Source organism: Beijerinckiaceae bacterium (assembly GCA_004564215.1).
GTDB lineage: Bacteria > Pseudomonadota > Alphaproteobacteria > Rhizobiales > Beijerinckiaceae > Methylocapsa.
This window is the reverse complement of sequence record CP024846.1, coordinates 2020552-2044848: the sequence shown is the minus strand read 5'-3', so window position 1 is coordinate 2044848 and position 24297 is coordinate 2020552. Positions and strand designations below refer to the sequence as shown.

Sequence of the window (24297 nt, the reverse complement as noted above, 5' to 3'; positions counted from 1 at the left end):
GATCAAGATCCGGCGCTGACGCGGCGCATCTTCGACGCCAGGAGGGTCATGGCCGCCGGCGTCATGCCTTCAATTCTCCCGGCTTGGCCCATCGTGCGGGGCCGGATAAGTTCAAGGCGCGCGCGGATCTCATTGGAAAGTCCGGGCAGAAGCGCGTAGTCGACATTGGCGGGGATCTCCAGCGCTTCGTCGCGGCGAAACGCTTCGATGTCCCGCGTCTGACGGGCAAGATAAACCGCATATTTGGCATCGATCTCGATCTGCGCCGCGGCTTTCGGCCTGATCCCGCCAAGCTCCGGCCAGATCGCCTGAAGCGTTGCAATAGATTGGCCGGGCAGGCCGAGAAGGTCGAATGCGCTCCGGCGAACGCCGTCCTGATTGACGTGCAAGCCATGCCGCGCCGCCTCGTTGGGCGTGAGATTCAAACCTTGCAGAAGATTGCGCGCCTGGGTCAGCTCCGCCGCCTTCGCCTCGAAAGCCCGCTGGCGTTCGGCACCCACGCACCCAAGAGAGGCGCCGCGTGGAGTGAGGCGCTGATCGGCGTTGTCGGCGCGTAGGGACAGGCGATATTCGGCGCGCGAGGTAAACATCCGATAAGGCTCGCTCACACCCTTATTGATCAGATCATCGATCATTACGCCGATATAGGAATCGGACCGGCTGAAGCTCAGCGGTTCTGCGCTGCCGGCGCGGAGCGCCGCGCTCAAGCCGGCGACCAGGCCTTGGGCGGCAGCCTCTTCATAGCCGGTGGTGCCGTTGATCTGCCCGGCAAGGAAAAGCCCGGGAAATCTTTTGACCTCCAGGCCCGGGGTGAGGGCGCGCGGATCGATGAAATCATACTCGATGGCGTAGCCCGGCCGTAGTACGCGGGCTTTGGCGAGGCCGGGGATGGTGTGCAGGAACGCCTCTTGAACGTCCTCCGGCAAGGCGGTCGAAATACCGTTGGGATAAATGGTCGTGTCGTCCAAGCCTTCGGGCTCGAGAAAGATTTGATGGCTCTCGCGCTCTTGGAAGCGGACGATCTTGTCCTCGATGGAGGGGCAATAGCGCGGGCCCCGGCCCGAGATGGCGCCGGAATAGACGGGCGAATGGCAAAGATTCCGGGCGATGACCGCATGGCCTTCGGCCGTCGTATGGGTGATGAAGCAATCGACCTGAGGCGTGACAATGGCCTTGGTGAGAAAAGAGAAGGGCTCCGGCTCATCGTCACCGCTCTGGCGCTCCAGGACCGCCCAATCGATCGTCGTGCCATCGAGGCGGGGCGGGGTTCCGGTCTTGAGCCGCCCGAGCTCCAGACCCATCTCCTGCAGCCGTTCTCCGAGAGCGATGGCTGGACTTTCCCCCATTCGTCCCGCCGGAAAGGTCTTTTGACCGATATGAATGATGCCCCGCAGGAACGTCCCCGTGGTGAGGATGATGGCGCCACAGGAGATTTCCTCGCCGGTTGCGGTTTTGACGCCTACCACCCGGCCGCTCCCGAGCAAGATATCGGCCGCTTCCCCCTCGAGGACGGAAAGATTTTCGATCTCTCGAATGGCCGCCTGCATCGCTTGGCGGTAAAGCTTACGGTCGGTTTGAGCCCGTGGCCCCCGTACGGCGGGGCCCTTTGCTCGATTAAGGACGCGAAATTGGATGCCGGCTGCATCCGCAATCCGTCCCATGAGCCCGTCGAGCGCGTCGACCTCGCGAACCAAATGGCCTTTGCCGAGGCCGCCTATGGCCGGATTGCAGGACATTGTGCCGATGGTGTCGAAGGAATGGGTCAAGAGGGCCGTGCGGGCGCCCATGCGCGCGGAGGCCGCGGCCGCCTCGCAGCCGGCGTGGCCTCCTCCCACCACGATCACATCGAACCCGCCTGCCATGCCCATGCCCCTCAGAATGTTTCACGTGAAACATTTTTGGAATAATTCTAAAAAGGTTTCACGTGAAACATTGTGGCGTAGCCCGCCAGTCTCACTTGCCGATACAAAACCGCGAGAAAATCTCGTCCAAGACATCCTCGACACCGACCTCGCCCGTTAGTCTTTGCAGTGAAAATATCGCCGCGCGCAAGTCCTCCGCTAGCAATTCGACCGGACCCTCCAAACCACCCAGGACCCGCTCCAGGGCCAGCGCGGCCAATTCGAACGCTTTTCGATGCCGTTCCCGGGTGATAAGGCCGGCATGGCCGTCGCTGACAATCCCTCCCGCGAACTCCCGCAGACGGGCGACGAGCAGATCGAGATTTTCGCCGCTCTCGGCACTTATATAGAGCCCCTCTGCGTCAGCCGACCTCTCGCTCGCCGGCACCAGATCGCCTTTCGTGGAAATCGGCCAGGTCGCGCCGCGAGTTTCCGGCGGCAAGGCCGGCGCGCCCGCCTCGCTCAGCCATAATATCAGATCCGCCGACTGGGCTTTCTCGAGAGCTCGGGCCACGCCCATTTTTTCCACCGCGTCGCTACTCTCCCGCAACCCCGCGGTGTCTATCAAGGTAACCGGGCAGCCCCCGAGATCGAGATGCACCTCAAGCGTATCCCGGGTCGTGCCCGCGAAGGGCGAGACAATCGCCACCTCCCGGCGCGCCAGGGCGTTCAACAGTGTCGATTTTCCAACGTTGGGAGGCCCGGCGATCACGATCACCACCCCCTCCCGCAACCGCTCCGCAGCCCGCCCCGCCGCGATTTCGGCTTTCAACGCCGTAAGCACCGGAGCCAGCACTTCCCCGACCCGCCGCCCCACCGAGGCCGGAATGCCCTCCTCCTCCGGAAAATCGATCTCCGCCTCAAGCAACGCCGCTGCCTCGATGAGCTTCGCCCGCCACATCGCGGCCTGGCGGCCAAGAATCCCTTCTGTCTGACGCAGGGCCTGCCGACGCTGCCATTCGGTTTCCGCATCGATCAGATCCGCAAGACCCTCGACTTCCGCCAAATCCATTTTGCCATTCACGAATCCGCGGCGAGTAAATTCCCCCGGCTCTGCCGGACGCGTGTTCGCCATGGCGCCCAAAGCCGCAATTAGCGCGGTCAGCACTGCACGCCCGCCATGGACGTGAATTTCGGCATAGTCTTCGCCGGTAAAACTTTTTGGCCCGGGAAAAAAAATGAGCAGCCCGCTGTCGATTGCCTCCCCCGACGCAGGATCGGAAAAAATCCCTCGGGCAACCACCCGCGGTTCTGGGCACTTGCCTGCGAGACTCTTGACAATCCCACGCGTCGCCGGCCCCGATAGCCGCAGAATCGCGATGGCCGCACGGCCCGCACCGGTGGCAATGGCGAAAATCGTGTCATCGTCTATGTGTTTCATTCTGGCACAGATCTTCCATTTACTGGGCCGGATTGCATCGCCCGGCCCCAATTCCGCGCTTGCCGCACCCAAAAGGCTCCAATTCCATGTCAGCACACGGCCAAAATGAACTGAGCAAGGCTGCAAGCCCTTATCTCTTGCAGCACGCCGAAAATCCCGTGCATTGGCGGATGTGGGGCGACGCGGCTCTGCGGGAAGCCCAGGCGCTCAACAAGCCCATTCTGCTCTCCGTCGGCTATGCGGCCTGTCACTGGTGCCATGTGATGGCCCATGAAAGCTTCGAAGATGCAGCAACCGCCGCGGTGATGAACGAGCTTTTCGTGAATATCAAGGTCGACCGCGAAGAGCGCCCCGATATAGATCATATTTATATGACGGCGCTTCACAGTTTTGGGGAACGGGGCGGCTGGCCTCTCACCATGTTCCTCACGCCCATGGGCGAGCCATTTTGGGGCGGAACCTATTTTCCGAAGGAGAGCCAATATGGCAGGCCCAGCTTCGTCAGCGTCTTGAAGACGGTCGCCGAAGTGTTCCGGTCTGAGCCGGGACGGATCGCGGAAAATGCCCGAATCGTCCATGGAGAGCTCTCAAAACTCGCCTCGCACGACGAGCAGGCACCGCTCAGCCTCGAGCAAATCAATACTCTGGCCCCGCAGATCGTGAATTTCATAGATCCAATCGAGGGTGGCCTGCGCGGCGCACCGAAATTTCCCAACACGCCGATTCTCGAATTGCTGTGGCGGGCCGGTGGGCGACTGGGCAAGGCTCCCTATCGCGATCTCGTCAAACTGACCCTGACAAAAATGTCGGAGGGCGGTATTTACGATCATCTCAGTGGCGGCTATGCGCGCTATTCGACCGACGCGCGCTGGCTGGTGCCGCATTTCGAAAAAATGCTCTACGACAATGCGCAGATTCTCGAAATGCTGGCCCTCTGCCATCACGACTATGGGGGCCCGCTTTTCCACGCACGCGCACGCGAAACGGTCGGCTGGCTCCGCCGCGAAATGACCAATGACGCCGGCGCCTTCTGCGCGAGCCTCGACGCCGATAGCGAAGGAGTCGAGGGCAAATTCTATGTCTGGAGTTTTGCCGAAATCACAACCCTCCTCGGCGAGGACGATGCAAAATTCTTTGGTCGCTTTTACGATGCCGCGCCGGACGGCAATTGGGTCGACGAGGCGCATGGAGGCGCCCGCGTTATTATCCTGAACCGCCTTGATATCAATCCCCCAACCCAGGCGGAAGAAGAACGGCTTGCGCCGCTGCGGCAACGCCTGTTCGACGCGCGGGAAAAGCGTGTTCATCCTGGCCTCGACGACAAGATTCTCGCCGACTGGAACGGCTTGATGATCGCCGCGCTCGTCAACGCGGCGACGCTGTTTGACGAGCCCGAATGGATCGCTCTCGCCGCCCGCGCCTATGCGTTCATCGCCACGACAATGCAATATACCGATGCGACGGGAAACAAACGGCTGGCGCATGGCTGGCGCGCCGGTGTCCTCGTGACGCCCGGCCTCGCGCTCGATCATGCCGCAATGATCCGCGCCGCCCTGGCCTTGCATGAAGCGCGCAATTTTAACGGCGCTCTGCCGCAGACCCGAGATTATCTTGCCGATGCAATCGAATGGGCGAAAGCGCTTGAGACCTATCATTGCGATCCGCAAAGCGGGCTGCTCAATATGACAGCCAGCGATGCTAATGACGTCATCCTGCGGCTTGCGCCCACCTCGGACGACGCGATTCCGAATGCGCACCCGGTCTATCTGTCGGCGCTCATTCGCCTCGCCGGGCTCACCGGCAACGCGAGCTGGCTGACGCGGGCCGACGAGATTTTCCGGGTCGTCGGCGGATCGGTCCGGAGCAATTTTGTCGGCCATGCCGGGATCTTGAATGCGCTTGATTTCCGGCTTCAGGCCAAGGAGATCGTCACCGCAGGACCGCAACGCCAAGCCCTTTATGCGGCCGCGCTGGGCGTGCCCTTTATCGACCGCGTGGTGATGGATCTCGATCAGCCGGACCAGATTCCCGAGGGCCATCCGGCGAAAGCCCAAAGCGCTCTGGCGGGCGAAGCGGCGGCCTTTGTCTGTTCGGGGGGGCGCTGCTCCTTGCCTGTGTTTGACAAACAAACATTGCTAGAGCGCGTCGAGCATGGTTAGCTAAAAGGAAGCCCCCCAAGATCTCATGACGAGGGCGCCAATAGGGAAGCTGCGATCACATGTCCGATTTTCTAGCCTCTCTATTTGGTGCGGCGGGTAGTATAATAGGCGTATTGATCCATGCTCTCGTCGTTATTATGCGTTTTGCCATAAATATAGCCGTCGTCGCTTTTCTTATTTATGGCGTTTATCGAATATCACGACATTTAATTCGGGAATATCGTCTCAAGCGCGCACCCAAGCCGGGCGAAGCCGCGCCTCCGGATGAGCCGAACGGTCCGGCTTGAAATCCACGCTTTGGTTACGGATTACGAACCCGGGAAGGGGCCGAAAGTCATGCGCGCCGCTCGCGGGAAACCCCTTGGGGCTTGGCGGCCAGGCTCTTAAACACGCCGAGGCTATGAACCAGATACAGCGCGGCAAACGCGGCGGCATTGATCGCGAAAATCCGCTTGACGACGGACGGCGTATAATTCGAGAGCCCACTGCCGATCGCCAGGGAAATCACGAAGAGAGTTCCTTCATACACCGCGAACGCCGCAACAAACGCGGTTGCGGCCACGATCATATGTCCTTGCGCCAAATGCTCCTTGGTCCATTGCGCCGCCACGGTTGAGAGCAAGGCAACTCCGCCGAGAACGGCGCCCCAGGCAAAGCTTTCCGCGGTCCAGGGATAATGGAGCAGGGTGTAGCCAACGACTTGATTGGCGAGCCACACCAGTCCGACAAGAACGAAGGCATCGCGTCGGGGCAAAGTCAGGGCCGCAACGGCGGCAAATGCCGCGAGCGGCACGGCGCAGGCAAAGCCGAGGCTGACGATAACGCTCGCCGAAACGATCAAAGCTATCCAAAGCGGGCGGCGGGAGACCGGAACAATCGATAGCTGAGCCATTTTAAATTTCTCTCCTCGAATCACGCTTCTTCATAAATATATCACACATGGCTAAAACCGCGACCCGAACGATCGAATTGATCGGGTTCGGTCAAGCCAAGCCAACGGGCGCGCAAATGATCCCAAAGCGCGAGCCGCGACCAATCGGGTGATTTCAGCACCTTATCGGTTTTCGGGTCAAGAAAGGGATTTCCCAGCAAAATCGTGATTTGTTGCTCGCCCTTCCCATTGAACAGGCGAACACCCCAGGAGACCGGCGTGCCGGAAGGGCCAAGGAGACGGTACAGCTCGGCGCGCGATGTTTTTCGGTGCTGCGCAAGCGCAGCCGGAACAGGGTCTCTTGGCGAGCCCTTATGTTCGCCGATACAGATGTGGAAATGCGGAATGCCGAAGGCAACCGTCAAATACCCGTCCATCATGCCGACATAGGTAGGCGGATGCGCCGCCCGCATCTCCCACGCCGCGCCCTCGATGATCGGACCGAAGACGATCTCCGCCCAATGGTTTTGGAACAGGTCGCGAATTAATTCCTCGAGGCTGACCGGATCGTTCGGCAAAAGAAACACATCGCTTTCTCCGCCATCGGGCTCGATCCCGCGGGTAGGCGCCACGAGCCGCCTATCGATCTTCGAATTTGCGCGCGTCGATCCAGGTTTCATCGGGATTGTTTCTCACCTTTGGGGTAAGGGGCACGTCAAGTTAAACGTGCGGCACCCGTAAGATCCGCCGCAGTCCCTTGAGCTTTTTCGCGACCGTAAGGCCACTGTCAAGCAATCCGCTGATTCATTCTAATTAAGCACAGTGACCGGACAGCAAACGAAATAAGATTTGTTGATTGCCATTTTCTGTCGCCGTGCCAGGCTTCGCGAATCGCCATCACGTAGGCCCTTATACGTTAGAGCATGTTCCGAAAAAGTTGACCGACTTTTTCGATCAGAACATGCTCCAACTCGTTGAACTTGAGCGATTCTTTTTCGATCAGATGATTCCATCTGATCGGGAAGCGCTCTAGCGCCCCGACCGACTTTGTTTCAACTGCGCATCGATCAACATATTCGCGATCGACATGCGGCGCGCGGCCAGGACGCGGCGGGAGGGTTCGAAACGGTCTGGGTGGTTGTTCTTCGCAAATTCGCGTCGAATCCGTCGCAATTCGCCGCTCGCGAGATCCCTTTTCAAGCCGAGTTCCTCGGCAATCTCTTCATCTTCGGATCTTGCGCCCTCGGATTTCGGGATCTCATCGATGGGTGGCTCGGCAGCGGGCTGCGCCGAAACATCGATGGCTTCCTCTTCGTTGTAGGAGACATGGCCATGTGGAAAAAACCCGAGGCCACCCAGCCAAGGAAATGAAATCGTTTTCAACACGCGCCGAAGCCGGTTTCTCGGACCTGATTGACGTTCGGTTTCCAATTCTGCGTCGTTGTCATCGGCCTTCTGCGCGCGCGACGTCACGCCTGCTTCCTGGCTTTGATCGAGCGCCGCGAGAATATCGCTGAAATTATCGGCGTTGCTTCGCTTCGTGCGGACCATGGCCGTCACCGGCCTCCATCCAAGCGCGGTTCGAAAAGACCTCGCCACTATGCGAGCAGGGCTTTGAACCTGCGTTAATTCGAAAGCACAAATGAAGTTCAAATCCACGTGACTTACCACGCCGCTCCTCATGCAACGCGCATCAACATGACCAAAGGTTCATTTGAAGAGCTTATCCATGTTGTCTATTCACGAGTTCATGCTGCTCAAGCATGATCGACGAAAATGCTGATCGGGTTCGCGAATAAAACACGCGCGTTCAGGAGTTGGAGTCCTCCCATGAAAACGGGTCTACCTGCTATTCTTACTTTGATGGCGCTTGCCGGCGCTAGTGTCGCCTTCGCCGCCTTTAGCGTCAACGCTCAACAGCCCATCACCGTAGCCTTCCAAGCGCCTGAAAAACCTCCGTTCATTTTCACGCCGGCGGATCGTGCGGCCTTCTTCGATGCGCGCGTGGCGGCTTTGCACGCCGGACTGAAATTGACGCCGGACCAGGAAAAACTTTGGCCAAATGTCGAAGCTTCCCTCCGTGACATGGCCAAGAAAACTTTCGAGTTGCACCAGAAGGTTCAAAGCCAATCACAGTCGGACAATCTGATCGATCGCCTTCGCCAGCGCGGCGAAAGAGCGGTTGCGCGGGGCGAAAATCTGCAAGCAATCGCCAATGCCGCAGCACCTCTTTATGCCAGCTTGAATGAGGATCAGAGGCGTCGTCTCCCGGTTCTCCTGCACGCCCTCAAGCCGCATTTCCTCGATCATCATTTCGCGATGATGGATGGCGGCTTTGAGCATGGCGGCTGGCAGCGCGGCGGCCCGAACAAAGATGGCGATCTTGCACCCGGAGACGAGCGCAATCTCGACCGTCCCAAAGGCCCTGCTGATCCGGTTCGTTGAACGGATCATGCCACCGGTTTTTGAGCACCTAAAAAACCGCCCGGCGTTTCAGCCGGGCGGGATTTTTGGGCTCTATCGTCCCGCCTGATCTTATCCCAAAAGTCGGGCAACTTTTGGGGATCGGGCTTTGTTTTGCCGCCTGATCTTGTCCCAAAAGTCAAACGCCTTTTGGGGATCGGGCTCTAGATCACGATGATTTTGGATTGACTCGATCCAAAATCATGAACGTGATCTTGTTCCAAAAGCTTAGAGCGGGATGCGGGCGGAAAACCGGTTTCCACTTTTCCTCATCCCGCTCTAGAACTTCGCGATGATGTCGCCGCCGAAGGTGAATTGCGAGCTTTTGGTGCCGACCCCGAACGCCGGGAAGCCCAGGCCGTTGAACGGCGTCGTGCCGTTCAGCGAAGCGTCGTAGCGAACTTCCGGGCGCACCGTCAGCGATTTCAAAAACGGCAGGCCCTCGGGCAACGCCGGCGAGATGTTGAGCCCGGCGGTCAGCTCCAGATAGGTCGTCGGCGCCGGCCCGAACACCGCGGTCGACGGGAACCCATATTCGACATTCACGAAGTCGAAATTGCCCGGGAAGGCGGCGACGAAGAAATTATTGTTGTCGCGCCAGACCTCGCCGCGGCCGACCAGTTTCAGCCAGTCGTTGACCGTGTAGATCGCATATTGCGCGATGCCATAGCCGCTCGCCTTGAACCCGTCGTCGCGGATGTAGTTGAGGTCGGTGATGAAGGTCAAGGAGTCGGTGGCCTTCCAGATCGCGGTGATGTCGCTCAGATAGCGAAGCGCCCGGTTCGGATTGCAGGCGCAGGCGAGGGCGGTCCCGAAGGTGTCGGGGTTTTCCGCGCCGATGTGGGTGGTCGCCAAAATCGTCAGATTGCCGTCGAGCAGATTGAGCCCGATGCCGCCATGAAACGCCGCGGCGCCATTGTTGTCGCCCTGGCGATTGCCGAAGGTGGTGTTCACGCCGGTGTCGACGCCGAGATAAATATCGACCATCGGATCGACATGCGAGATCGTCATGATGCCGGTGTGGACCAGCGGAATGCCGAAGTTGAAGATGTAGGAATGCGAGTAGAGATAATTGGTGGTCGGGTCGATCGTCTCGGCGCCTTCGAGGGTCACATATTGGCCGAATTTGACGTCGATGCCGCCGGCAAACAGCCAGGGCAGATGGACGATGCCGAACGCCTCGACCGGGGTGAACTGGCTGCGGTCGTTGATGATGTAATCGAACTCGCCGAGATAATGGGTGTAGCGCGCGTCCGAGCCGTACATCAGCTGCAGCTTGAAGCCGAAATCATAATCGGTCGCCTTCGGATCGAGCGGCCGCTGGGCGGTGAGCAGCATCTGGTTGAGGAGCGGCGTATTGGCCTTGTCGGTGAACAAATGGCCGAAATTCAAGCCATCGCCCGGATAGTCGGGATTGAGGGTCAGGCCGCCCTCGACCACGCCGGTGACGGTGATCGTATCCCACCAATTGGCGGGGGCGGGCGGCGGGGTCGCGGCGACATCGGCGGCTTGCGCGATCCCGGCAAGGCCCAGGGAGAGGCCGAACATCAGCCCGGTGCAGAGCGCCGGGACCAGCAGGGTTTTTCGCGAACGGGACATGAGCGGGTTCTCCAAGCGGCAAATCATTGGCTAGGAGGGTGCGCCGCAAAATTCTAAATGCAATATTTCTCGGAGGTCCAAACACGCTTCTTCCAGACCGCGATGCGATTCTGCAACAGTTTGCGTAATTGCACAGCAGGAAATGCGGCAATGAGGCAATATGCATGATCCAGTTGCAAACCCTGGATATTCCTGCGGCGTCGACCCCTCTGGCCTATCGCACGAAGCCGAGAATATCCTTCACCGAAGCCATGTTTTTTGCCGCAAGCGCGCGGGCCCGCGCGGCACCATCGATCAGCACACGATCAATATAGGCCGGATCGTTTTTGAGCCTCGTCATTTCAGCCCCGATCGGACCGAGTTTGGTCACCGCGAGTTCGACAAGGGCCGATTTGAAGGCGGAGAAATTACCGCCGCCGAAAACCCGCAAGACATCGGGCTTCGTCTCGCCATTGAGCGCGGCGAAAATGCCGACAAGATTATCGGCCTCAGGTCTTTGCTTCAGTCCTTCGACTTCGGAAGGCAGCGCTTCCGGGTCAGTCTTCGCCTTGCGGATCTTTTGCGCGATCGCGTCGGCGTCGTCGGACAGATTGATCCGCGAATAGTCGGAAGGGTCGGACTTCGACATTTTCTTGGACCCGTCGCGAAGACTCATGACCCGTGTGGCCGGTCCCTGAATCAACGGCTCCGGCAAAGGAAAGAAGCAATCACCGTGACCACGCGCGGCAATCGAGTCCGCAAAATCAAGATTGAATTTCTGGGCGATGTCACGCGCAAGTTCGAGATGCTGTTTCTGGTCCTCCCCAACCGGCACATGCGTGGCGCGATAGACAAGAATGTCGGCGGCCATCAAACAGGGATAGGCATAAAGCCCGACCGATGCATTCTCTCGATCCTTGCCGGCCTTTTCCTTGAATTGCGTCATGCGATTGAGCCAGCCGATGCGAGCCACGCAATTGAAGACCCAGGCGAGTTCAGCATGCTCGCTGACCTGGCTCTGGTTGAAGACGATATGTTTTTCCGGATCGATGCCGCAGGCGATAAAAGCGGCCGTAACTTCCCTGATGCTCGCCTTCAGATCTTCCGGCTTTTGCGGCAGCGTGATCGCATGCAGATCGACGACGCAATAAATGCAATCATGCGTGTTCTGCAATTCGACGAATTTTACGATGGCGCCGAGATAATTTCCAAGGTGCAGATTTCCTGTCGGCTGCACGCCGGAAAAAACCCGTTCAACGAACTTTGCCATACCGGAGCGGCTCCCAATGATTCACGCGAACACGCCTTATCACGCCGCTGATCCCGCGTGGCAAGTGTCCAGCGGCGTTCTTGAGGATGATCCCAAAAAGGCGTGGAACTCTTCTCAGTCAACTCATGCGTCGATAGAAGCCGGTAAAGAACGTGCCCACTCTTCCCTCAAGCGATCAAGGCCTAAAGGATGAACCGGCTCAAATCCGTATTCCTGGCCAGATCGCCAATGTTCTTTTCGACAAAAGCCCCGTCGATTTCGATCTTTTCGCCAAAACGATCGGATGCGGTGAAGCTCACTTCATCAAGGACCCGCTCCATCACCGTTTGAAGCCGCCGCGCCCCGATGTTCTCGACGGAGGAATTGACCTGCACCGCAATTCTCGCCACGGCGCTGATGGCGTCGGGCGTAAACGTAAGCTCGACCCCTTCGGTCCGCAGCAAGGCTTCGTATTGCTTGATGAGGCTGGCCTCCGTTTCGGTCAGGATGCGGCGGAAGTCGTCCTCGTTCAAGGGCGAAAGTTCTACCCGGATCGGCAGCCGCCCTTGCAGTTCGGGCAGGAGATCCGAGGGCTTCGAAACATGGAAGGCACCCGATGCAATGAATAGAATATGATCGGTCTTCACCACCCCATGCTTGGTCGCAACCGTGGTCCCCTCGATCAGCGGCAACAAATCGCGCTGAACGCCCTCACGCGAAACGTCGGCGCCGCCGCGCCCCTCGCGGGCGCAAATCTTGTCGAGCTCGTCGAGAAACACGATGCCATTGTTTTCGACTTCCCGGATAGCCTCCTGCACGATTTGATCCTGGTCTATCATCTTGTCGCTTTCCTCGACGATCAGCGGAGCATGGGCCTCCTTGACGGTGGTCCGTCGGGGTTTTGCGCGATTGCCAAGCGCCTTGCCGAAAATATCGCCGATTGAGATCGCGCCGACCGCCGAGCCCGGCATGTTCGGCAATTCGAACATCGGCATGCCGGAAGTTGCCTGCGCGATTTCGATCTCGATCTCTTTATCGTCGAGTTCGCCGGCCCGCAATTTTTTCCGGAAACTGTCCCGCGTCGATGCCGAAGCGGTGGTGCCGACGAGCGCGTCCAAAACCCGCTCTTCCGCAGCTAGCTGCGCGCGGGCGTAAACCGCCTTGCGCCGCTCTTCCTTGGTCATGGTGATCGCGGTCTCGACAAGATCGCGGACAATCTGTTCGACATCTCGGCCGACATAACCGACCTCGGTGAATTTCGTCGCCTCGACCTTGAGGAAAGGCGCCCCCGCGAGCTTGGCAAGCCGCCGCGAAATCTCGGTCTTGCCGCAGCCCGTGGGCCCGATCATCAAAATATTCTTCGGCAAGACTTCCTCGCGCATCGAGCCTTCGAGGCGCAGCCGCCGCCAGCGGTTACGCAAAGCGATGGCCACGGCGCGCTTGGCATCCTTTTGCCCGACGATGAAACGATCGAGCTCGGAAACGATTTCACGCGGAGAAAAATCAGTCATGTCGAAGAGCTTTCCTGTTGCCGCGCGATCATTTCGAGTCGATCGACTCGATTACAAAACTGTTGTTGGTATAGACACAAATCCCAGCGGCGATTTCCAGCGAGCGGCGGGCGATCGCTTCCGCATCGAGATCCGTGGCGAGCAAAGCGCGCCCTGCCGCAAGTGCGTAGTTGCCGCCCGATCCAATCCCCATGACGCTGCCGTTGCCGCTCCCCTCGGGCTCCAGCACGTCGCCGGTGCCGGTCAGGACGAGAGCCGCCTCGCGGTCAGCCACCAGCATCATTGCCTCGAGCCGGCGCAAATAGCGGTCCATGCGCCAGTCCTTGGCGAGTTCGACGCAAGCGCGCATGAGCTGGCCCGGATATTGTTCGAGCTTTGCTTCAAGGCGCTCGAACAAAGTGAAAGCATCCGCGGTGGCGCCCGCGAAGCCGCCAATCACTTCGCCTTTGGCCAATCGTCGAACCTTTCTCGCATTGCCCTTGACGATGGTCTGGCCGATCGAGACCTGTCCATCCCCGCCGATCACGGTCCGATGGTCTTTTTTCACCATGACGATCGTGGTGGCATGCCAAGCTTCCCGTCCGGACGGATGATCTTGCATCTAAGCTCTCAAAAAATAGGGCCCAGCACCGGGCCGTCGGGGAAGGAATTGTTTCGCGATGACGTTCATCTATGGCGTCGCACGAAAGCATGCAAGCTGCGGCGCGAAAACCGGACCCCCCACGAGCCAACCGCAAGGGTAGCCAAGCGCCCAGTGAGTTGCTAGAGCATACTGAGAGGACGAGCCGGCCAAGCGGAAAGCCGCTTTGCCATGAAGCTCCCTTGACAAAAGGCCGAGAGCTATTTCTTGGCGCCGGTTAACTTGAAATGGTTCAAGAAACCGTACCCGCCCGCACGTCGAGCAAGTCCATGCGTAAAGGCGCCGTTTCGCGCAAAACCAAGGAAACCCAAATCGAGGTCAGCGTCGATCTCGATGGCACGGGCTTGGCAAAAATTTCGACCGGAATCGGCTTTTTCGACCATATGCTGGAACAGCTCGCCCGGCATTCGCTGATCGATATCGCAATCGGCGCCATGGGCGATCTCCATATCGATCAGCACCACACGGTCGAGGACACCGGCATAGCTCTGGGTCAGGCGGTTCGCCAAGCCTTGGGCGACATGGCCGGGATTACCCGTTTTGCCGATGTGCTATTGCCGATGGACGAAACTCTCACCCGGGTCGCCATCGATATTTCCGGCAGGCCGTTTCTCGTCTTCCGGACCAAATTCGTGCATGCCAAGATCGGCGAATTCGACACCGATCTCGTCCGTGAGTTTTTCCAGGCCTTCGCCACGCATGCCGCGATGAATATTCATGTCGAGACCCTGTACGGAGACAATGCCCATCATATTTCAGAGTCCTCGTTCAAGGCCCTCGCCCGCGCCTTGCGGGCGGGAATTGCGCAGGACGCTCGCCAGAAAGGCGCGATCCCATCCACCAAGGGGACGCTTTGAGGCGGGGCAACCGCGCGGAGGAGCCTGACCATGGCCGTTTATTCCGTCCATTTGCAAGGCGATGGGCTCAACTCGATCGCCGAGGCAGCCTTCGTGCGCCAAGCTTTCAATTGGAAAGCCTTTTTTTTCGGCCCGCTTTGGCTGCTGCGCCACCGGCTCTGGGCAGCCTTCACCCTTTGGGGTAGCGTCTTTATCCTCTTGATCCTCGCTTCGCCGACTATCCTTTCGGATAGTTCGACTTTTATGATTTTATTTGCCGTTCAGCTTCTGCTTGGACTCGAGGCCAATCGGCTTCTAGAAACAAAGCTCGTGGCACAGGGCTACCACCTAGTCGAAATCATTGCCGCCCCGGCTCTCGACCAGGCGGAGGCCGTATACTTTCGAAAAGTCGCGCCGTCCGACGCCACTGCCGCCGGATTGATCGCCGCGCCGCCTGGCGCCGGCATTTGAGGACCGGCCGGTGAATGTCGCCATCGTCGATTACGGGTCCGGAAACCTCCACTCCGCTCATAAGGCTTTTGAGCGCGCCGCGCGGGAGGCAGGCCTGCCTTGCGAGATTTTCGTCACCCGCGATCCCGACGCGGTGGCCAGCGCCGACCGCATCGTCTTGCCGGGCGTTGGAGCTTTCGCCGATTGCCGGGCCGGCCTCGATGCGGTGACCGGCATGATCGACGCCATGACGAGCGCGGTTCACGCCAAAGCGCGGCCGTTTCTGGGAATTTGCGTCGGCATGCAATTATTGGCCGAACGGGGTCTCGAACACCGGGTCACGCAGGGGCTCGGCTGGATCGAAGGCGATGTCGCAGCCATGGATTCAAAGGGGCAGACGCTGCGGATTCCGCACATGGGCTGGAACACCCTCGATCCGCGAAAAGACCATCCGCTGCTGGCCGGGATTGCGACCGGCGAAACTGGCCTCCATGCCTATTTCGTGCACTCCTTTGCGTTCAAACCCGCGCATGAAGACCATATCGTCGCCGCTACCGATTACGGCGGTCCGTTTCCGTCGCTGATCGGGCGCGACAACATCGCCGGAACCCAGTTCCACCCGGAAAAAAGCCAGGCTCTCGGCCTGGCGCTGATCGCAAATTTTCTCAGATGGCGGCCATGATCCTTTTTCCGGCAATCGATCTCAAAAACGGCCATTGCGTTCGCCTCGAACAAGGCGATATGGCCAAGGCAACCGTGTTCAACGATTCCCCGGCGGAACAGGCGCGCGCCTTCGAGGCGCAGGGTTTCGAATATCTTCATGTGGTCGATCTCGACGGCGCCTTCGCCGGACGCTCGGTCAACGCCCAAGCGGTGGAAGCCATTCTGGCGGCGATCGGGATTCCGCTTCAGCTCGGCGGGGGCATCAGGGATTTGGCCGGCATTGAAGCCTGGCTCGGCAAGGGCGTCGCGCGCGTCATCATCGGAACCGCGGCGGTCCGCGATCCCGATCTCGTGCGTAAGGCGGCGCGGCTTTATCCGGGCCGCATCGCCGTCGGGATCGACGCCCGCGACGGCGCGGTCGCGGTCGAAGGCTGGGCCCAGACCTCCCAACTCTCGGCCGTCGAACTCGGTAGACGATTTGAAGACGCCGGCGTTGCCGCCATTATTTATACCGACATAGCCCGCGACGGAATTCTCAAGGGCTTGAACATCGAGGCAACCTTGGCGCTGGCGCAAACCCTCACGATCCCAGTCATCGCCTCGGGCGGGCTCGCTTGCCTGAAAGATGTCGAACGCTTGCTGCAACCCGATTGCGAAAAACTCGCGGGCGCGATCACCGGTCGGGCATTGTACGATGGCCGCCTCGATCCGGCCGAAGCGCTGCAGCTGATCCGGCGGGCGAGGGCACCCGCATGACCAAGCCCGTCGGGAGCCCGACCAATGCTTAAGTGCCGCGTCATTCCCTGTCTCGACGTGAAAGACGGCCGCGTGGTCAAGGGCGTGAACTTCGTCGATCTCCGCGATGCCGGCGATCCGGTCCAATGCGCGATCGCTTATGATGCCGCCGGCGCCGACGAACTGTGCTTCCTCGATATTACCGCCAGCCACGAGCGGCGCGCGATCATACTCGACGTGGTTCAGCGCACCGCCGAAGCCTGTTTCATGCCGCTGACCGTCGGCGGTGGGGTGCGCACGCTCGAGGACATTCGGGCGCTGCTGCTCGCCGGCGCCGACAAAGTGTCGATCATGACCGCGGCCGTGGCAAGGCGCGAGATCGTCCGCGAGGCCGCGCAGAAATTCGGCAGCCAGTGCATCGTGGTGGCGATCGACGCCAAGCAAACCACGCCCGGCAGATGGGAAATTTTCACCCACGGCGGGCGGCAGCCGACCGGCCTTGAGGCCATCGCCTATGCGCGGGAGGTGGTCGCACTGGGGGCCGGGGAGATTCTTTTGACCTCAATGGATCGCGACGGCACCAAAAGCGGTTTCGATATCGCGCTCACGCGGGCTGTCACCGATGCGGTTCCGGTTCCGGTGATCGCTTCGGGAGGCGTCGGCACGCTCGATCATCTGGTCGAGGGGATCCGCGACGGCGGCGCGACGGCGGTGCTCGCCGCCTCGATTTTTCACTTCGGAGAATTCACCATCGCCGAGGCCAAGCGTCATATGGCGCGCCACGGACTGCCGATGCGCCTCGATGCGAGCCCGCCAACCAACTTTTTGACCTCTCAAATCGAGGCTGCCGCCATGGAACCACGGGCATGAGCTTCACCCTCGACGATCTCGCCGCCATTATTGCCGCGCGGGCGGATAGCGACGCCGCAGCCTCCTACACAAAATCGCTTCTCGACGCAGGGCCGGCCCGCGCGGCCAAGAAGTTCGGCGAGGAGGCGGTCGAGGTCGTGATCGCTGCCGTCGAAGGGGACGTGCACGCCATCACCCAGGAAAGTGCCGACCTCCTGTACCATCTGTTGGTCGTGTGGCATCAGCGCGGTATTTCATTGGCGGATGTCTGCGCCGAACTCGAACAGCGCACCGGCCGTTCGGGTCACGAGGAAAAAGCCGCGCGCCGGATGGAGCCATCTTGAAGAAAAACCGAAAAAGCTGGGCTTTTGCAAAAGGGGCCTCGGCGGAAGATTTGGAGCGGGTTTGTCAAACAACAATGCTATTTTAGAGAGACGTGTTTTCGCGATTGATCGCTTGACCGAGGTACCATGGACGACCGCACCGCATCGGTAGCCCTCTCGCCCTACCATCGTTTCACACGCAGCGAATGGGCAGCGTTGCGCGCCGACACGCCGCTCACTCTTTCGGCCGAGGATTTGTCGCGGCTCAAATCCCTCAACGATCCGATTTCGCTGGAAGAGGTCGTGGCGATCTATCTGCCGCTCTCCCGCCTTCTCGCGCTCTATGTGGCAGCGACCCAGGGACTCTATAAGGCGACCCAGCGTTTTCTCGGCGCCGAAGGCGGGAAGATGCCCTATATCATCGGCGTCGCCGGTTCGGTGTCGGTCGGCAAATCGACGCTGTCGCGGGTCATGCAGGCGTTGTTGTCGCGCTGGCCGAATACACCGAAGGTCGAACTCGTCACGACCGATGGCTTTCTCCATCCAAACGCCGTTCTCAAGAGCGAGGGCCTGCTTGACAAGAAGGGCTTTCCCGAAAGCTACGACAGCACCAAGCTTCTGTGTTTTTTATCCGATGTGAAGGCCGGCCGCCGCAATGTGCAAGCGCCGGTCTATTCGCATGTGACCTATGACGTGGTCCCCGGCGAGAGCATCATCGTCGACCGCCCGGACATCCTCATCGTCGAAGGCTTGAATGTGCTGCTGCCCCAACGCGCCGCGCGCGACGGGCGGGCGATTCCCTTCGTCTCCGATTTTTTCGATTTTTCGGTCTATCTCCACGCGGCCGAAAGCGATCTCGAAAAATGGTTCATCGCGCGCTTCATGCGGCTACGCCAAACGACCTTTCGCGATCCGTCTTCTTATTTCAAAAAATACGCCGATCTCGACGATGCGGCAGCAAATGCGGTCGCGCGCGATATCTGGACCCGCATCAATCTCCGCAATCTGCGCGAAAACATTTTGCCGACGCGCCCCCGTGCCAATCTCGTGCTGACCAAGGGGCCGAGCCACATCATCGAAGAGGTTGAGCTGCGGAAGCTGTAGGGGAGGGGCGGTCTGCTTAGAGCGCTTTTGAACCGAAGCCGGCCTGAGGTTGGAACAGTTTATCCCATTACATAACATCACCAAGGAAGCAGAGCCGATCATCTCACATGCTTCGCAAACCATTGCTCAAGCTTTGGAAGATCGGGAACGCTAATCTGGCCACCACGCGCCAGTTCGATTATAGGGTAGCTCACGTCACGGGGATAATTGTCACCACGGCCGATCGAGGTCATTAGCCGAAAAAGCGGCCAGAGCGTCGACACGTAAGAAATTGGCTCACCATCCAAGTGTGAGCCTTCAATGCTGGAGCAGACAATCCCGCAAATGCACCCGGTCTCGTCAAATACTGGGCCACCGCTCATACCGCCATCAAACCGAGCGCTCACTTGATAGCAGGGGAAAGGAAGATTGGAATCACGCCGCATCTCAAAAACTTCCCTGACTTCACCAATACTGACCATTGGCTCGTCATCGACGGCGATGTGATTACCGCCATCTTCATTCTTTGACACTTGCACAGATGAGAGCCGATAGCCGAAAGCGGCCACTCGCTCTCCCACTTCCGGGGAAAACGGATTGACAGGCAGCTGCCTCCATCGAGGCACGTCGTTTGGATTACTTCGACATGGGTTGTTACCCAAATTGAGGAGGGCAATATCCGAGGAGCAATCAGCGATTATACTGTGGACATCCCAGAAGATGTATTCTGGGCCAGGAAGCACTTGGGCGGCAACAAGATGTTTGTCTACGTTGACAATCGATCCATCGGGGTTGGGAGGAGCACCAAACGCATCTATGATTATATGATTCGCCGTGACCAAAAGATGCCCGCACAGCACAGCCGCCGTGCCGACTACACGGGGTTCATTCGAGTAGCAATTGACGACTAATCGAAGTGCGACCTCGGAAAGGGATGTCGTTGGATCCTGCCGCTCGAACGGCTTATGAAGCGGAAAAGTGGAAAGATGGGGCGGTCTCACGCGCGGTTTCTCCCCAGGCTAAATATTGCGATTCATTGATACGAAATTTAGCACCAAATCGGACCACAAGAGACTAAAATGGCACACACCGTGGCTGAGGCGCTCGAACGCCCTTTCGGCCACCCACGCAACGCCGTCACATGGCACTCTTATTGTTCGCCTTAAGTAGTGCCGTGCCGTGCCGTGCCGCGCCACTCCAACCGGAACTTAACTTTTCCCAAACCCGAAAAACACTCCACCCGTTCCGGGTGCAGCCGAATAGGTATAGACATCTCCTTTCGGTTATTGCGCGTAGGTCTTCATGTCCCATTTCATCCCGGCTGATCCGGCCGAGGTCGCGGCCGCCGTGACCCTCGCAATCGCGTCGAAGACGCCGCTCTCGATTACCGGCCTCGGCTCGAAGGCCGGCCTCGGGCGGCCGATGAAAAACGCGGGCCGCCTCGATCTCTCGCAGCTTTCCGGCGTCACATTTTATGAGCCCGACGAATTGGTGATTTCGGCGCTGGCCGGCACGCCCGTTGAGACCATCGACGCGCTGCTCGCCCAAAACTGTCAGGAGCTGGCCTTCGAGCCCATGTCCTTTGCGGCGCTTTATGGCACGGGGGCCGGAACGATCGGCGGCTGCCTTATGACTAATCTCAGCGGTCCGCGCCGCATCAAGGCCGGCGCCGCGCGCGACCATGTGTTGGGCCTCAAGGCGGTGTCGGGCCGGGGCGAAGCCTTCAAGGCCGGCGGCCGGGTCGTCAAGAATGTCACCGGCTATGATCTTTCCCGAGGTCTTACTGGATCGTTCGGAACGCTCGCGGTCGCCACCGAAATCACGCTCAAGGTGCTGCCCCGCGCGGAAACCTCCGCAACCCTCATTCTCGAAAACCTCGATCCGGCCCGCGCGGTGGAAGCGCTCTGCACGGCCATGGGCGCGCCGGTCGATGTGTCGGGCGCCGCGCACCTGCCCGCCTTTGCGGCGCAGCGCTTGGGTTTTGCAACCGCGATCACCGCCCTGCGCCTCGAAGGTTTTGCGCCCTCCGTCGCCGAGCGCGTGGACCGGCTCGAAGCGATGCTGAAAATCTTCGCAGCCGCCGAGCGATTGGATCCGGCTGCAACCCAAAACCTTTGGCAGGCGATCCGCGATGCGACCCCGCTTGCGGAGCCTTCCGACAAATTCATCTGGAAAATATCTGTGGCGCCGACCGCCGGCCCCAAGGTCGCCGAAATCGTCGCCCGCGCGTATAATGCCGAAGCATTGTTCGACTGGTCGGGCGGTCTCGTCTGGCTCGCGCTCGATCCTTGCGAGGATGCAGCGGCGGGCATTATTCGCAAGGCAATCGTGGAGCATGGCGGCGGCCATGCCACCTTGATGCGTGCCCCCGCCGAAACAAGGGCTCGAATCCCTGTGTTCGAGCCGCAGGCCCCGGCGCATACCGCTTTGTCGCGAAGGCTGAAGGCCGAATTCGATCCCTATGGGGTTTTGGAGCCGCAACGCATGGAGGCTCTGCTTTAACATGCAGACCAATTTTTCCGCAGCGCAGCTTGAAAATCCCGCCATCGCGGATGCCGAGAAAAACCTCCGCGCCTGCGTTCACTGCGGCTTTTGCACCGCGACCTGTCCAACCTTCGTGTTGCTCGGCGATGAACTCGATAGTCCGCGCGGCCGCATCTATCTCATCAAGGACATGCTCGAAAAAAACCGGCCGGCCGATGCGCTGACCGTCAAGCATATCGATCGCTGTCTCTCCTGCCTCTCCTGCGTCACCGCCTGTCCCTCCGGCGTGAACTATATGCATCTTGTCGACGGCGCGAGAGCCTATATCGAGGAAACCTATCAACGGCCGCTCTTGGACCGGCTATTTCGTGCCGTGCTGGAAACGATTCTCCCCTATCCGAAGCGGTTCCGGCTTGCCGTCAGGGGCGCAAAATTCGCCCGTTTGTTCAACTGGCTTTATCCTTCTCTCGGCCGAACCGGGCGTCGGCTCGCCGCGATGATGCGGCTTGCACCGACACGCCTGCCGCCGCGATCCAGCCTGTCCCGCACTGGCCTCATCACACCCTCCGACAAACCGCTCGCCCGCGTCGCGCTTCTCGACGGCTGCGTGCAGAAAGTGCTGCGGCCGGATATCAACGACGCCGCAATCCGCTTGCTGGTCCGGGCAGGCGTCGAAGTGGTGGTTCCACGCCGTGAAGATTGCTGCGGCGCGCTGGTTCATCATTTGGGCAAGGAAGCGGCGGCGCTCGCGGCGGCGCGTCACAATATCGATGTATGGACGGATGAAATCGAGCGGCTTGGACTTGATGCCATTGTGATCACCGCATCCGGCTGCGGCACCATGATCAAGGATTATGGATTTTTGCTGCGCAATGACCGTTCCTATGCGGTCAAGGCTGCGCACATTTCCGATCTTGCCAAGGATGTGACGGAGCTCCTTGGATCGCTTGACCTGCCAGAGCCGCAGGCTTTCCCAGGCGCAATTGTCGCCTATCATTCCGCCTGTTCGATGCAGCACGGTCAGAGGATTGACGCGCTGCCAAAGCAGCTCCTGGAAGCCGCCGGATATACAGTGCGCAGCATCCCCGAGGGGCATTTATGCTGCGGCTCCGCCGGCACCTACAATATTTTGGAACCCGAGATTGCCATGCGGCTGCGCGATCGCAAAATCGCGAATATCCTCACAACTTCGCCGGATGTGATAGCGACCGGCAATATTGGATGCATCTCTCAGATAGCCGATGGCACCTCGATTCCCATCGTCCATACCGTTGAGCTGCTCGACTTCGCTTATGGCGGCCCAAAGCCGGCCGGCCTCCATCTAAGGGACTCAACCGAAGCGGACGCTCTCAACTGCGCTCCAAATTGATGAGGTCGAGGGCGGCCTTCAATCCCGGGACCAATTTGGTCAGGGCGTCATTGGCCCAGAAATGCATGAAGAACAGCCGCGGCTCCTCGTCGAGCATATGGTTGTGCAAGGCGGTGACCTCGATGCCGCTCTTGCGCAGCACGCGAAGCACCGGATTGATCTCCTTCTCGGTCAGTGCAAAATCGCCGGAGATCGCGACTTTACCGTCGCCGGTCGCCTGGAAATTGATCAGCTCGGCGGACCCCATATTGTCGGGCACGCCCATCCCGTCGCTGCTCACCGGTTCGGCGCGCCTCAGGCTGACCTGATACACGCCGCCATTCGTTTTACCCTTGGCGCCAAGCGTGGTGTCGATCATCGCAGTATCGAATTCAAGGTCCGGCGCCGGCACGGTGGCCGGAGCAAACGGTGTCTGGGTCAGGACCAAGGCGTCGTGCAGTGCCGTGGCAAGTTTCACCGGATCGCCCAGGCCACGAATATGCAAATAGAAAGTCGCCGGGACCGCCCGCAGCAAATGATTGTGCAACGCGGTAATCTCTATGCCGTCGTCCGCCAGTTTCTGCATGACCGGGCTTACTTCCTCGGCGGTAAGGACAAGATCGCCCATCACCAACGCTTGGCCTTGCTCGGGTTGGAAGCCAAGCCAAGACCCCAAAGCCAACGCGGGCTTAAGCTCCACGCCATCGAGCAAAACCTTGAGATCTGTGCGCGGAAAGCCGACCCGATAGACCCCATTGGTTGTCTCCGTGCCAGCCTTCCCCAGGGCATCGGCCACCTTCTGCCATTCGTCGCCGGCAGCAAACGCGGAGGCGTGGGTCACGACACCCAGAACGACCGCGGCCAACAGGGACATTTTTGAGGGCATGAGCTTCTCCACTGCCGCGGCACCGTTGCTTAAAAAAGGGCGGTTACCGGAACCGCAAATATGTTCCTACATCCAAGCGCGAAGAAACACACTGCGCCGGAACAATCCGTAGATAGAAAAAGCGGAGATTACGCCGATTTGATCCGTGACAGTTCGCTTTCGCGCGCTTCGGATGAATAAGCGCTCCAAATGGGGTTCGCGCCGAGCGTGGCGATAAAAGCGCTGTGCAAGGAAAGTTCTTCGATGCTGACGGTTGTTTGCAAAGGTGTCGGCCGCTGGGTCAGCAAGCCTCCCGCCCCCATCCCCGCCGCAGCGGCCTCGTTACCGAAAACCAGAGCCGCCTGCCGCCCGCCGGTGAGTTCGGCGTAGACCTCGGCGAGGATCTCGGCGTCGAGCAATGCGCCATGCTTTGTGCGGCGCGAAGTATCGATCCCATAGCGCGTGCAAAGCGCGTCGAGACTGTTCGCGGAACCGGGATATTTGCGGCGCGCCAGAGCCAGCGTGTCGATGACACGATCCATCCCGATCGGTTCAATCCCGAGAAGGGCGAGTTCCGCATTTAAAAACTGCAGATCGAACTCGGCATTATGCGCGATGATTTTCGCGCCCTCGACGAATTTCAAAAACTCTTGGCTGATTGCGGAAAAAGCCGGCTTGCCCGCAAGGAACGCTGCGGAAAGCCCATGCACCCGGAACGCCTCCTCAGGCATATCGCGCTCCGGATCGATATAGCTATGGAAGATCTCTCCCGTCGGGATGGCGTTCAAAAGCTCGACGCAGCCGATCTCGACAATCCTGTGCCCGCTGGCCGGGTCCAGTCCCGTCGTCTCCGTGTCGAGAATGATCTCCCGCATTTTTCAGTCCCCTCCGCGGATCATGCTCTATCC

Annotated in this window: 23 protein-coding genes; 11 read left to right on the top strand and 12 right to left on the bottom strand. The window is 59.6% G+C overall.

The window, feature by feature from the left end; all coding sequences use genetic code 11:
* Positions 1-2 precede the first annotated feature (2 nt).
* Positions 3-1862: a tRNA uridine-5-carboxymethylaminomethyl(34) synthesis enzyme MnmG gene (locus tag CU048_09545; GenBank protein QBR72814.1), complete on the bottom strand. Its 1860-nt coding sequence runs from the start codon at positions 1860-1862 to the stop codon at positions 3-5.
* Positions 1863-1953: 91 nt separating this feature from the next.
* On the bottom strand, positions 1954-3282 hold the full coding sequence (locus tag CU048_09540) for a tRNA uridine-5-carboxymethylaminomethyl(34) synthesis GTPase MnmE (GenBank protein QBR72813.1): 1329 nt from the start codon (positions 3280-3282) through the stop codon (positions 1954-1956).
* A gap of 86 nt (positions 3283-3368) precedes the next feature.
* Between CU048_09540 and CU048_09535 the strand changes: the two genes are divergently transcribed.
* Positions 3369-5441, top strand: a complete 2073-nt coding sequence (locus CU048_09535) for a thioredoxin domain-containing protein (protein QBR71482.1) — start codon at positions 3369-3371, stop codon at positions 5439-5441.
* Positions 5442-5775: 334 nt separating this feature from the next.
* On the opposite strand, the gene CU048_09530 is transcribed toward CU048_09535, so the two are convergent.
* From CU048_09530 to CU048_09520, 3 genes are all read right to left on the bottom strand, one after another.
* Complete coding sequence (locus CU048_09530) at positions 5776-6333, bottom strand: hypothetical protein (protein ID QBR71481.1); 558 nt, start codon at positions 6331-6333, stop codon at positions 5776-5778.
* 41 nt (positions 6334-6374) lie between these two features.
* Entirely contained in the window at positions 6375-6992 is a 618-nt protein-coding gene (locus CU048_09525) for a hypothetical protein (GenBank protein ID QBR71480.1), read from the bottom strand.
* 349 nt (positions 6993-7341) lie between these two features.
* On the bottom strand, positions 7342-7863 hold the full coding sequence (locus CU048_09520) for a hypothetical protein (GenBank protein QBR71479.1): 522 nt from the start codon (positions 7861-7863) through the stop codon (positions 7342-7344).
* 225 nt (positions 7864-8088) lie between these two features.
* Here CU048_09520 and CU048_09515 point away from each other — a divergent pair, with 225 nt between their 5' ends.
* Positions 8089-8757, top strand: coding sequence for a hypothetical protein (locus CU048_09515; protein QBR71478.1), 669 nt, complete (start codon positions 8089-8091; stop codon positions 8755-8757).
* Between the two features lie 297 nt (positions 8758-9054).
* Here the strand turns inward: CU048_09515 and CU048_09510 are convergent, their stop codons facing one another.
* The 4 genes from CU048_09510 to CU048_09495 all read right to left on the bottom strand — a co-directional run bounded on the left by CU048_09510 (position 9055) and on the right by CU048_09495 (position 13714).
* Positions 9055-10323 (bottom strand): porin, encoded by a 1269-nt coding sequence (locus tag CU048_09510; GenBank protein ID QBR72812.1) that lies wholly within the window; start codon positions 10321-10323, stop codon positions 9055-9057.
* A 265-nt stretch (positions 10324-10588) separates the two neighbouring features.
* Positions 10589-11623, bottom strand: coding sequence for a tryptophan--tRNA ligase (gene trpS / locus CU048_09505; protein QBR71477.1), 1035 nt, complete (start codon positions 11621-11623; stop codon positions 10589-10591).
* Positions 11624-11805: 182 nt separating this feature from the next.
* Entirely contained in the window at positions 11806-13113 is a 1308-nt protein-coding gene (locus tag CU048_09500; GenBank protein QBR71476.1) for an HslU--HslV peptidase ATPase subunit, read from the bottom strand.
* Positions 13114-13141: 28 nt separating this feature from the next.
* Entirely contained in the window at positions 13142-13714 is a 573-nt protein-coding gene (locus CU048_09495; protein QBR71475.1) for an HslU--HslV peptidase proteolytic subunit, read from the bottom strand.
* 308 nt (positions 13715-14022) lie between these two features.
* On the opposite strand from CU048_09495, the gene CU048_09490 reads away from it, so the two are divergent.
* From CU048_09490 to CU048_09460, 7 genes are all read left to right on the top strand, one after another.
* Complete coding sequence (locus tag CU048_09490; GenBank protein ID QBR72811.1) at positions 14023-14610, top strand: imidazoleglycerol-phosphate dehydratase HisB; 588 nt, start codon at positions 14023-14025, stop codon at positions 14608-14610.
* A gap of 30 nt (positions 14611-14640) precedes the next feature.
* On the top strand, positions 14641-15060 hold the full coding sequence (locus CU048_09485; protein ID QBR71474.1) for a hypothetical protein: 420 nt from the start codon (positions 14641-14643) through the stop codon (positions 15058-15060).
* 10 nt (positions 15061-15070) lie between these two features.
* Positions 15071-15721, top strand: coding sequence for an imidazole glycerol phosphate synthase subunit HisH (locus tag CU048_09480; protein QBR71473.1), 651 nt, complete (start codon positions 15071-15073; stop codon positions 15719-15721).
* The gene (gene hisA, locus CU048_09475) at positions 15718-16458 is read left to right on the top strand and encodes a 1-(5-phosphoribosyl)-5-[(5-phosphoribosylamino)methylideneamino]imidazole-4-carboxamide isomerase (GenBank protein QBR72810.1); all 741 of its coding nucleotides are present in this window, start codon (positions 15718-15720) and stop codon (positions 16456-16458) included. Before CU048_09480 ends, hisA begins: the two co-directional genes overlap by 4 nt.
* A gap of 24 nt (positions 16459-16482) precedes the next feature.
* Positions 16483-17307, top strand: coding sequence for an imidazole glycerol phosphate synthase subunit HisF (locus CU048_09470; GenBank protein ID QBR71472.1), 825 nt, complete (start codon positions 16483-16485; stop codon positions 17305-17307).
* On the top strand, positions 17304-17630 hold the full coding sequence (locus CU048_09465; GenBank protein QBR71471.1) for a phosphoribosyl-ATP diphosphatase: 327 nt from the start codon (positions 17304-17306) through the stop codon (positions 17628-17630). The genes CU048_09470 and CU048_09465 overlap by 4 nt, the downstream gene beginning before the upstream one ends.
* Before the next feature lie 126 nt (positions 17631-17756).
* Complete coding sequence (locus CU048_09460) at positions 17757-18713, top strand: type I pantothenate kinase (GenBank protein ID QBR71470.1); 957 nt, start codon at positions 17757-17759, stop codon at positions 18711-18713.
* Between the two features lie 98 nt (positions 18714-18811).
* Here the strand turns inward: CU048_09460 and CU048_09455 are convergent, their stop codons facing one another.
* Positions 18812-19693 carry a hypothetical protein gene (locus CU048_09455; GenBank protein QBR71469.1) on the bottom strand — a complete coding sequence of 294 codons (882 nt, stop codon included), beginning with the start codon at positions 19691-19693 and terminating at the stop codon, positions 18812-18814.
* Between the two features lie 301 nt (positions 19694-19994).
* Here CU048_09455 and CU048_09450 point away from each other — a divergent pair, with 301 nt between their 5' ends.
* Positions 19995-21194 carry a glycolate oxidase subunit GlcE gene (locus tag CU048_09450; protein ID QBR71468.1) on the top strand — a complete coding sequence of 400 codons (1200 nt, stop codon included), beginning with the start codon at positions 19995-19997 and terminating at the stop codon, positions 21192-21194.
* 1 nt (position 21195) lies between these two features.
* Entirely contained in the window at positions 21196-22545 is a 1350-nt protein-coding gene (locus CU048_09445) for a glycolate oxidase iron-sulfur subunit (GenBank protein QBR71467.1), read from the top strand.
* Here the strand turns inward: CU048_09445 and CU048_09440 are convergent.
* Together CU048_09440 and dnaQ are read right to left on the bottom strand one after the other, a co-directional pair.
* On the bottom strand, positions 22526-23392 hold the full coding sequence (locus CU048_09440; GenBank protein ID QBR72809.1) for a peptidase M23: 867 nt from the start codon (positions 23390-23392) through the stop codon (positions 22526-22528). The genes CU048_09445 and CU048_09440 overlap by 20 nt on opposite strands.
* Positions 23393-23538: 146 nt before the next feature.
* Positions 23539-24264 (bottom strand): DNA polymerase III subunit epsilon, encoded by a 726-nt coding sequence (dnaQ, locus tag CU048_09435; GenBank protein QBR71466.1) that lies wholly within the window; start codon positions 24262-24264, stop codon positions 23539-23541.
* Positions 24265-24297: the final 33 nt, after the last annotated feature.

What these genes read in the sequence shown, in the direction of transcription:
- CU048_09465 (QBR71471.1), top strand. Translation starts at nt 17,304, where the DNA reads ATGAGCTTCACCCTCGACGATCTCGCCGCCATTATTGCCGCGCGGGCG.
- CU048_09490 (QBR72811.1), top strand. Translation starts at nt 14,023, where the DNA reads ATGCGTAAAGGCGCCGTTTCGCGCAAAACCAAGGAAACCCAAATCGAG.
- CU048_09530 (QBR71481.1), bottom strand. Translation starts at nt 6,333, where the DNA reads ATGGCTCAGCTATCGATTGTTCCGGTCTCCCGCCGCCCGCTTTGGATA.
- hisA (QBR72810.1), top strand. Translation starts at nt 15,718, where the DNA reads ATGATCCTTTTTCCGGCAATCGATCTCAAAAACGGCCATTGCGTTCGC.
- CU048_09500 (QBR71476.1), bottom strand. Translation starts at nt 13,113, where the DNA reads ATGACTGATTTTTCTCCGCGTGAAATCGTTTCCGAGCTCGATCGTTTC.
- CU048_09515 (QBR71478.1), top strand. Translation starts at nt 8,089, where the DNA reads ATGCTGATCGGGTTCGCGAATAAAACACGCGCGTTCAGGAGTTGGAGT.
- CU048_09495 (QBR71475.1), bottom strand. Translation starts at nt 13,714, where the DNA reads ATGCAAGATCATCCGTCCGGACGGGAAGCTTGGCATGCCACCACGATC.
- CU048_09460 (QBR71470.1), top strand. Translation starts at nt 17,757, where the DNA reads ATGGACGACCGCACCGCATCGGTAGCCCTCTCGCCCTACCATCGTTTC.
- dnaQ (QBR71466.1), bottom strand. Translation starts at nt 24,264, where the DNA reads ATGCGGGAGATCATTCTCGACACGGAGACGACGGGACTGGACCCGGCC.
- CU048_09540 (QBR72813.1), bottom strand. Translation starts at nt 3,282, where the DNA reads ATGAAACACATAGACGATGACACGATTTTCGCCATTGCCACCGGTGCG.
- CU048_09445 (QBR71467.1), top strand. Translation starts at nt 21,196, where the DNA reads ATGCAGACCAATTTTTCCGCAGCGCAGCTTGAAAATCCCGCCATCGCG.
- CU048_09510 (QBR72812.1), bottom strand. Translation starts at nt 10,323, where the DNA reads ATGTTCGGCCTCTCCCTGGGCCTTGCCGGGATCGCGCAAGCCGCCGAT.
- CU048_09525 (QBR71480.1), bottom strand. Translation starts at nt 6,992, where the DNA reads ATGAAACCTGGATCGACGCGCGCAAATTCGAAGATCGATAGGCGGCTC.
- CU048_09545 (QBR72814.1), bottom strand. Translation starts at nt 1,862, where the DNA reads ATGGCAGGCGGGTTCGATGTGATCGTGGTGGGAGGAGGCCACGCCGGC.
- trpS (QBR71477.1), bottom strand. Translation starts at nt 11,623, where the DNA reads ATGGCAAAGTTCGTTGAACGGGTTTTTTCCGGCGTGCAGCCGACAGGA.
- CU048_09450 (QBR71468.1), top strand. Translation starts at nt 19,995, where the DNA reads ATGTCCCATTTCATCCCGGCTGATCCGGCCGAGGTCGCGGCCGCCGTG.
- CU048_09485 (QBR71474.1), top strand. Translation starts at nt 14,641, where the DNA reads ATGGCCGTTTATTCCGTCCATTTGCAAGGCGATGGGCTCAACTCGATC.
- CU048_09520 (QBR71479.1), bottom strand. Translation starts at nt 7,863, where the DNA reads ATGGTCCGCACGAAGCGAAGCAACGCCGATAATTTCAGCGATATTCTC.
- CU048_09470 (QBR71472.1), top strand. Translation starts at nt 16,483, where the DNA reads ATGCTTAAGTGCCGCGTCATTCCCTGTCTCGACGTGAAAGACGGCCGC.
- CU048_09535 (QBR71482.1), top strand. Translation starts at nt 3,369, where the DNA reads ATGTCAGCACACGGCCAAAATGAACTGAGCAAGGCTGCAAGCCCTTAT.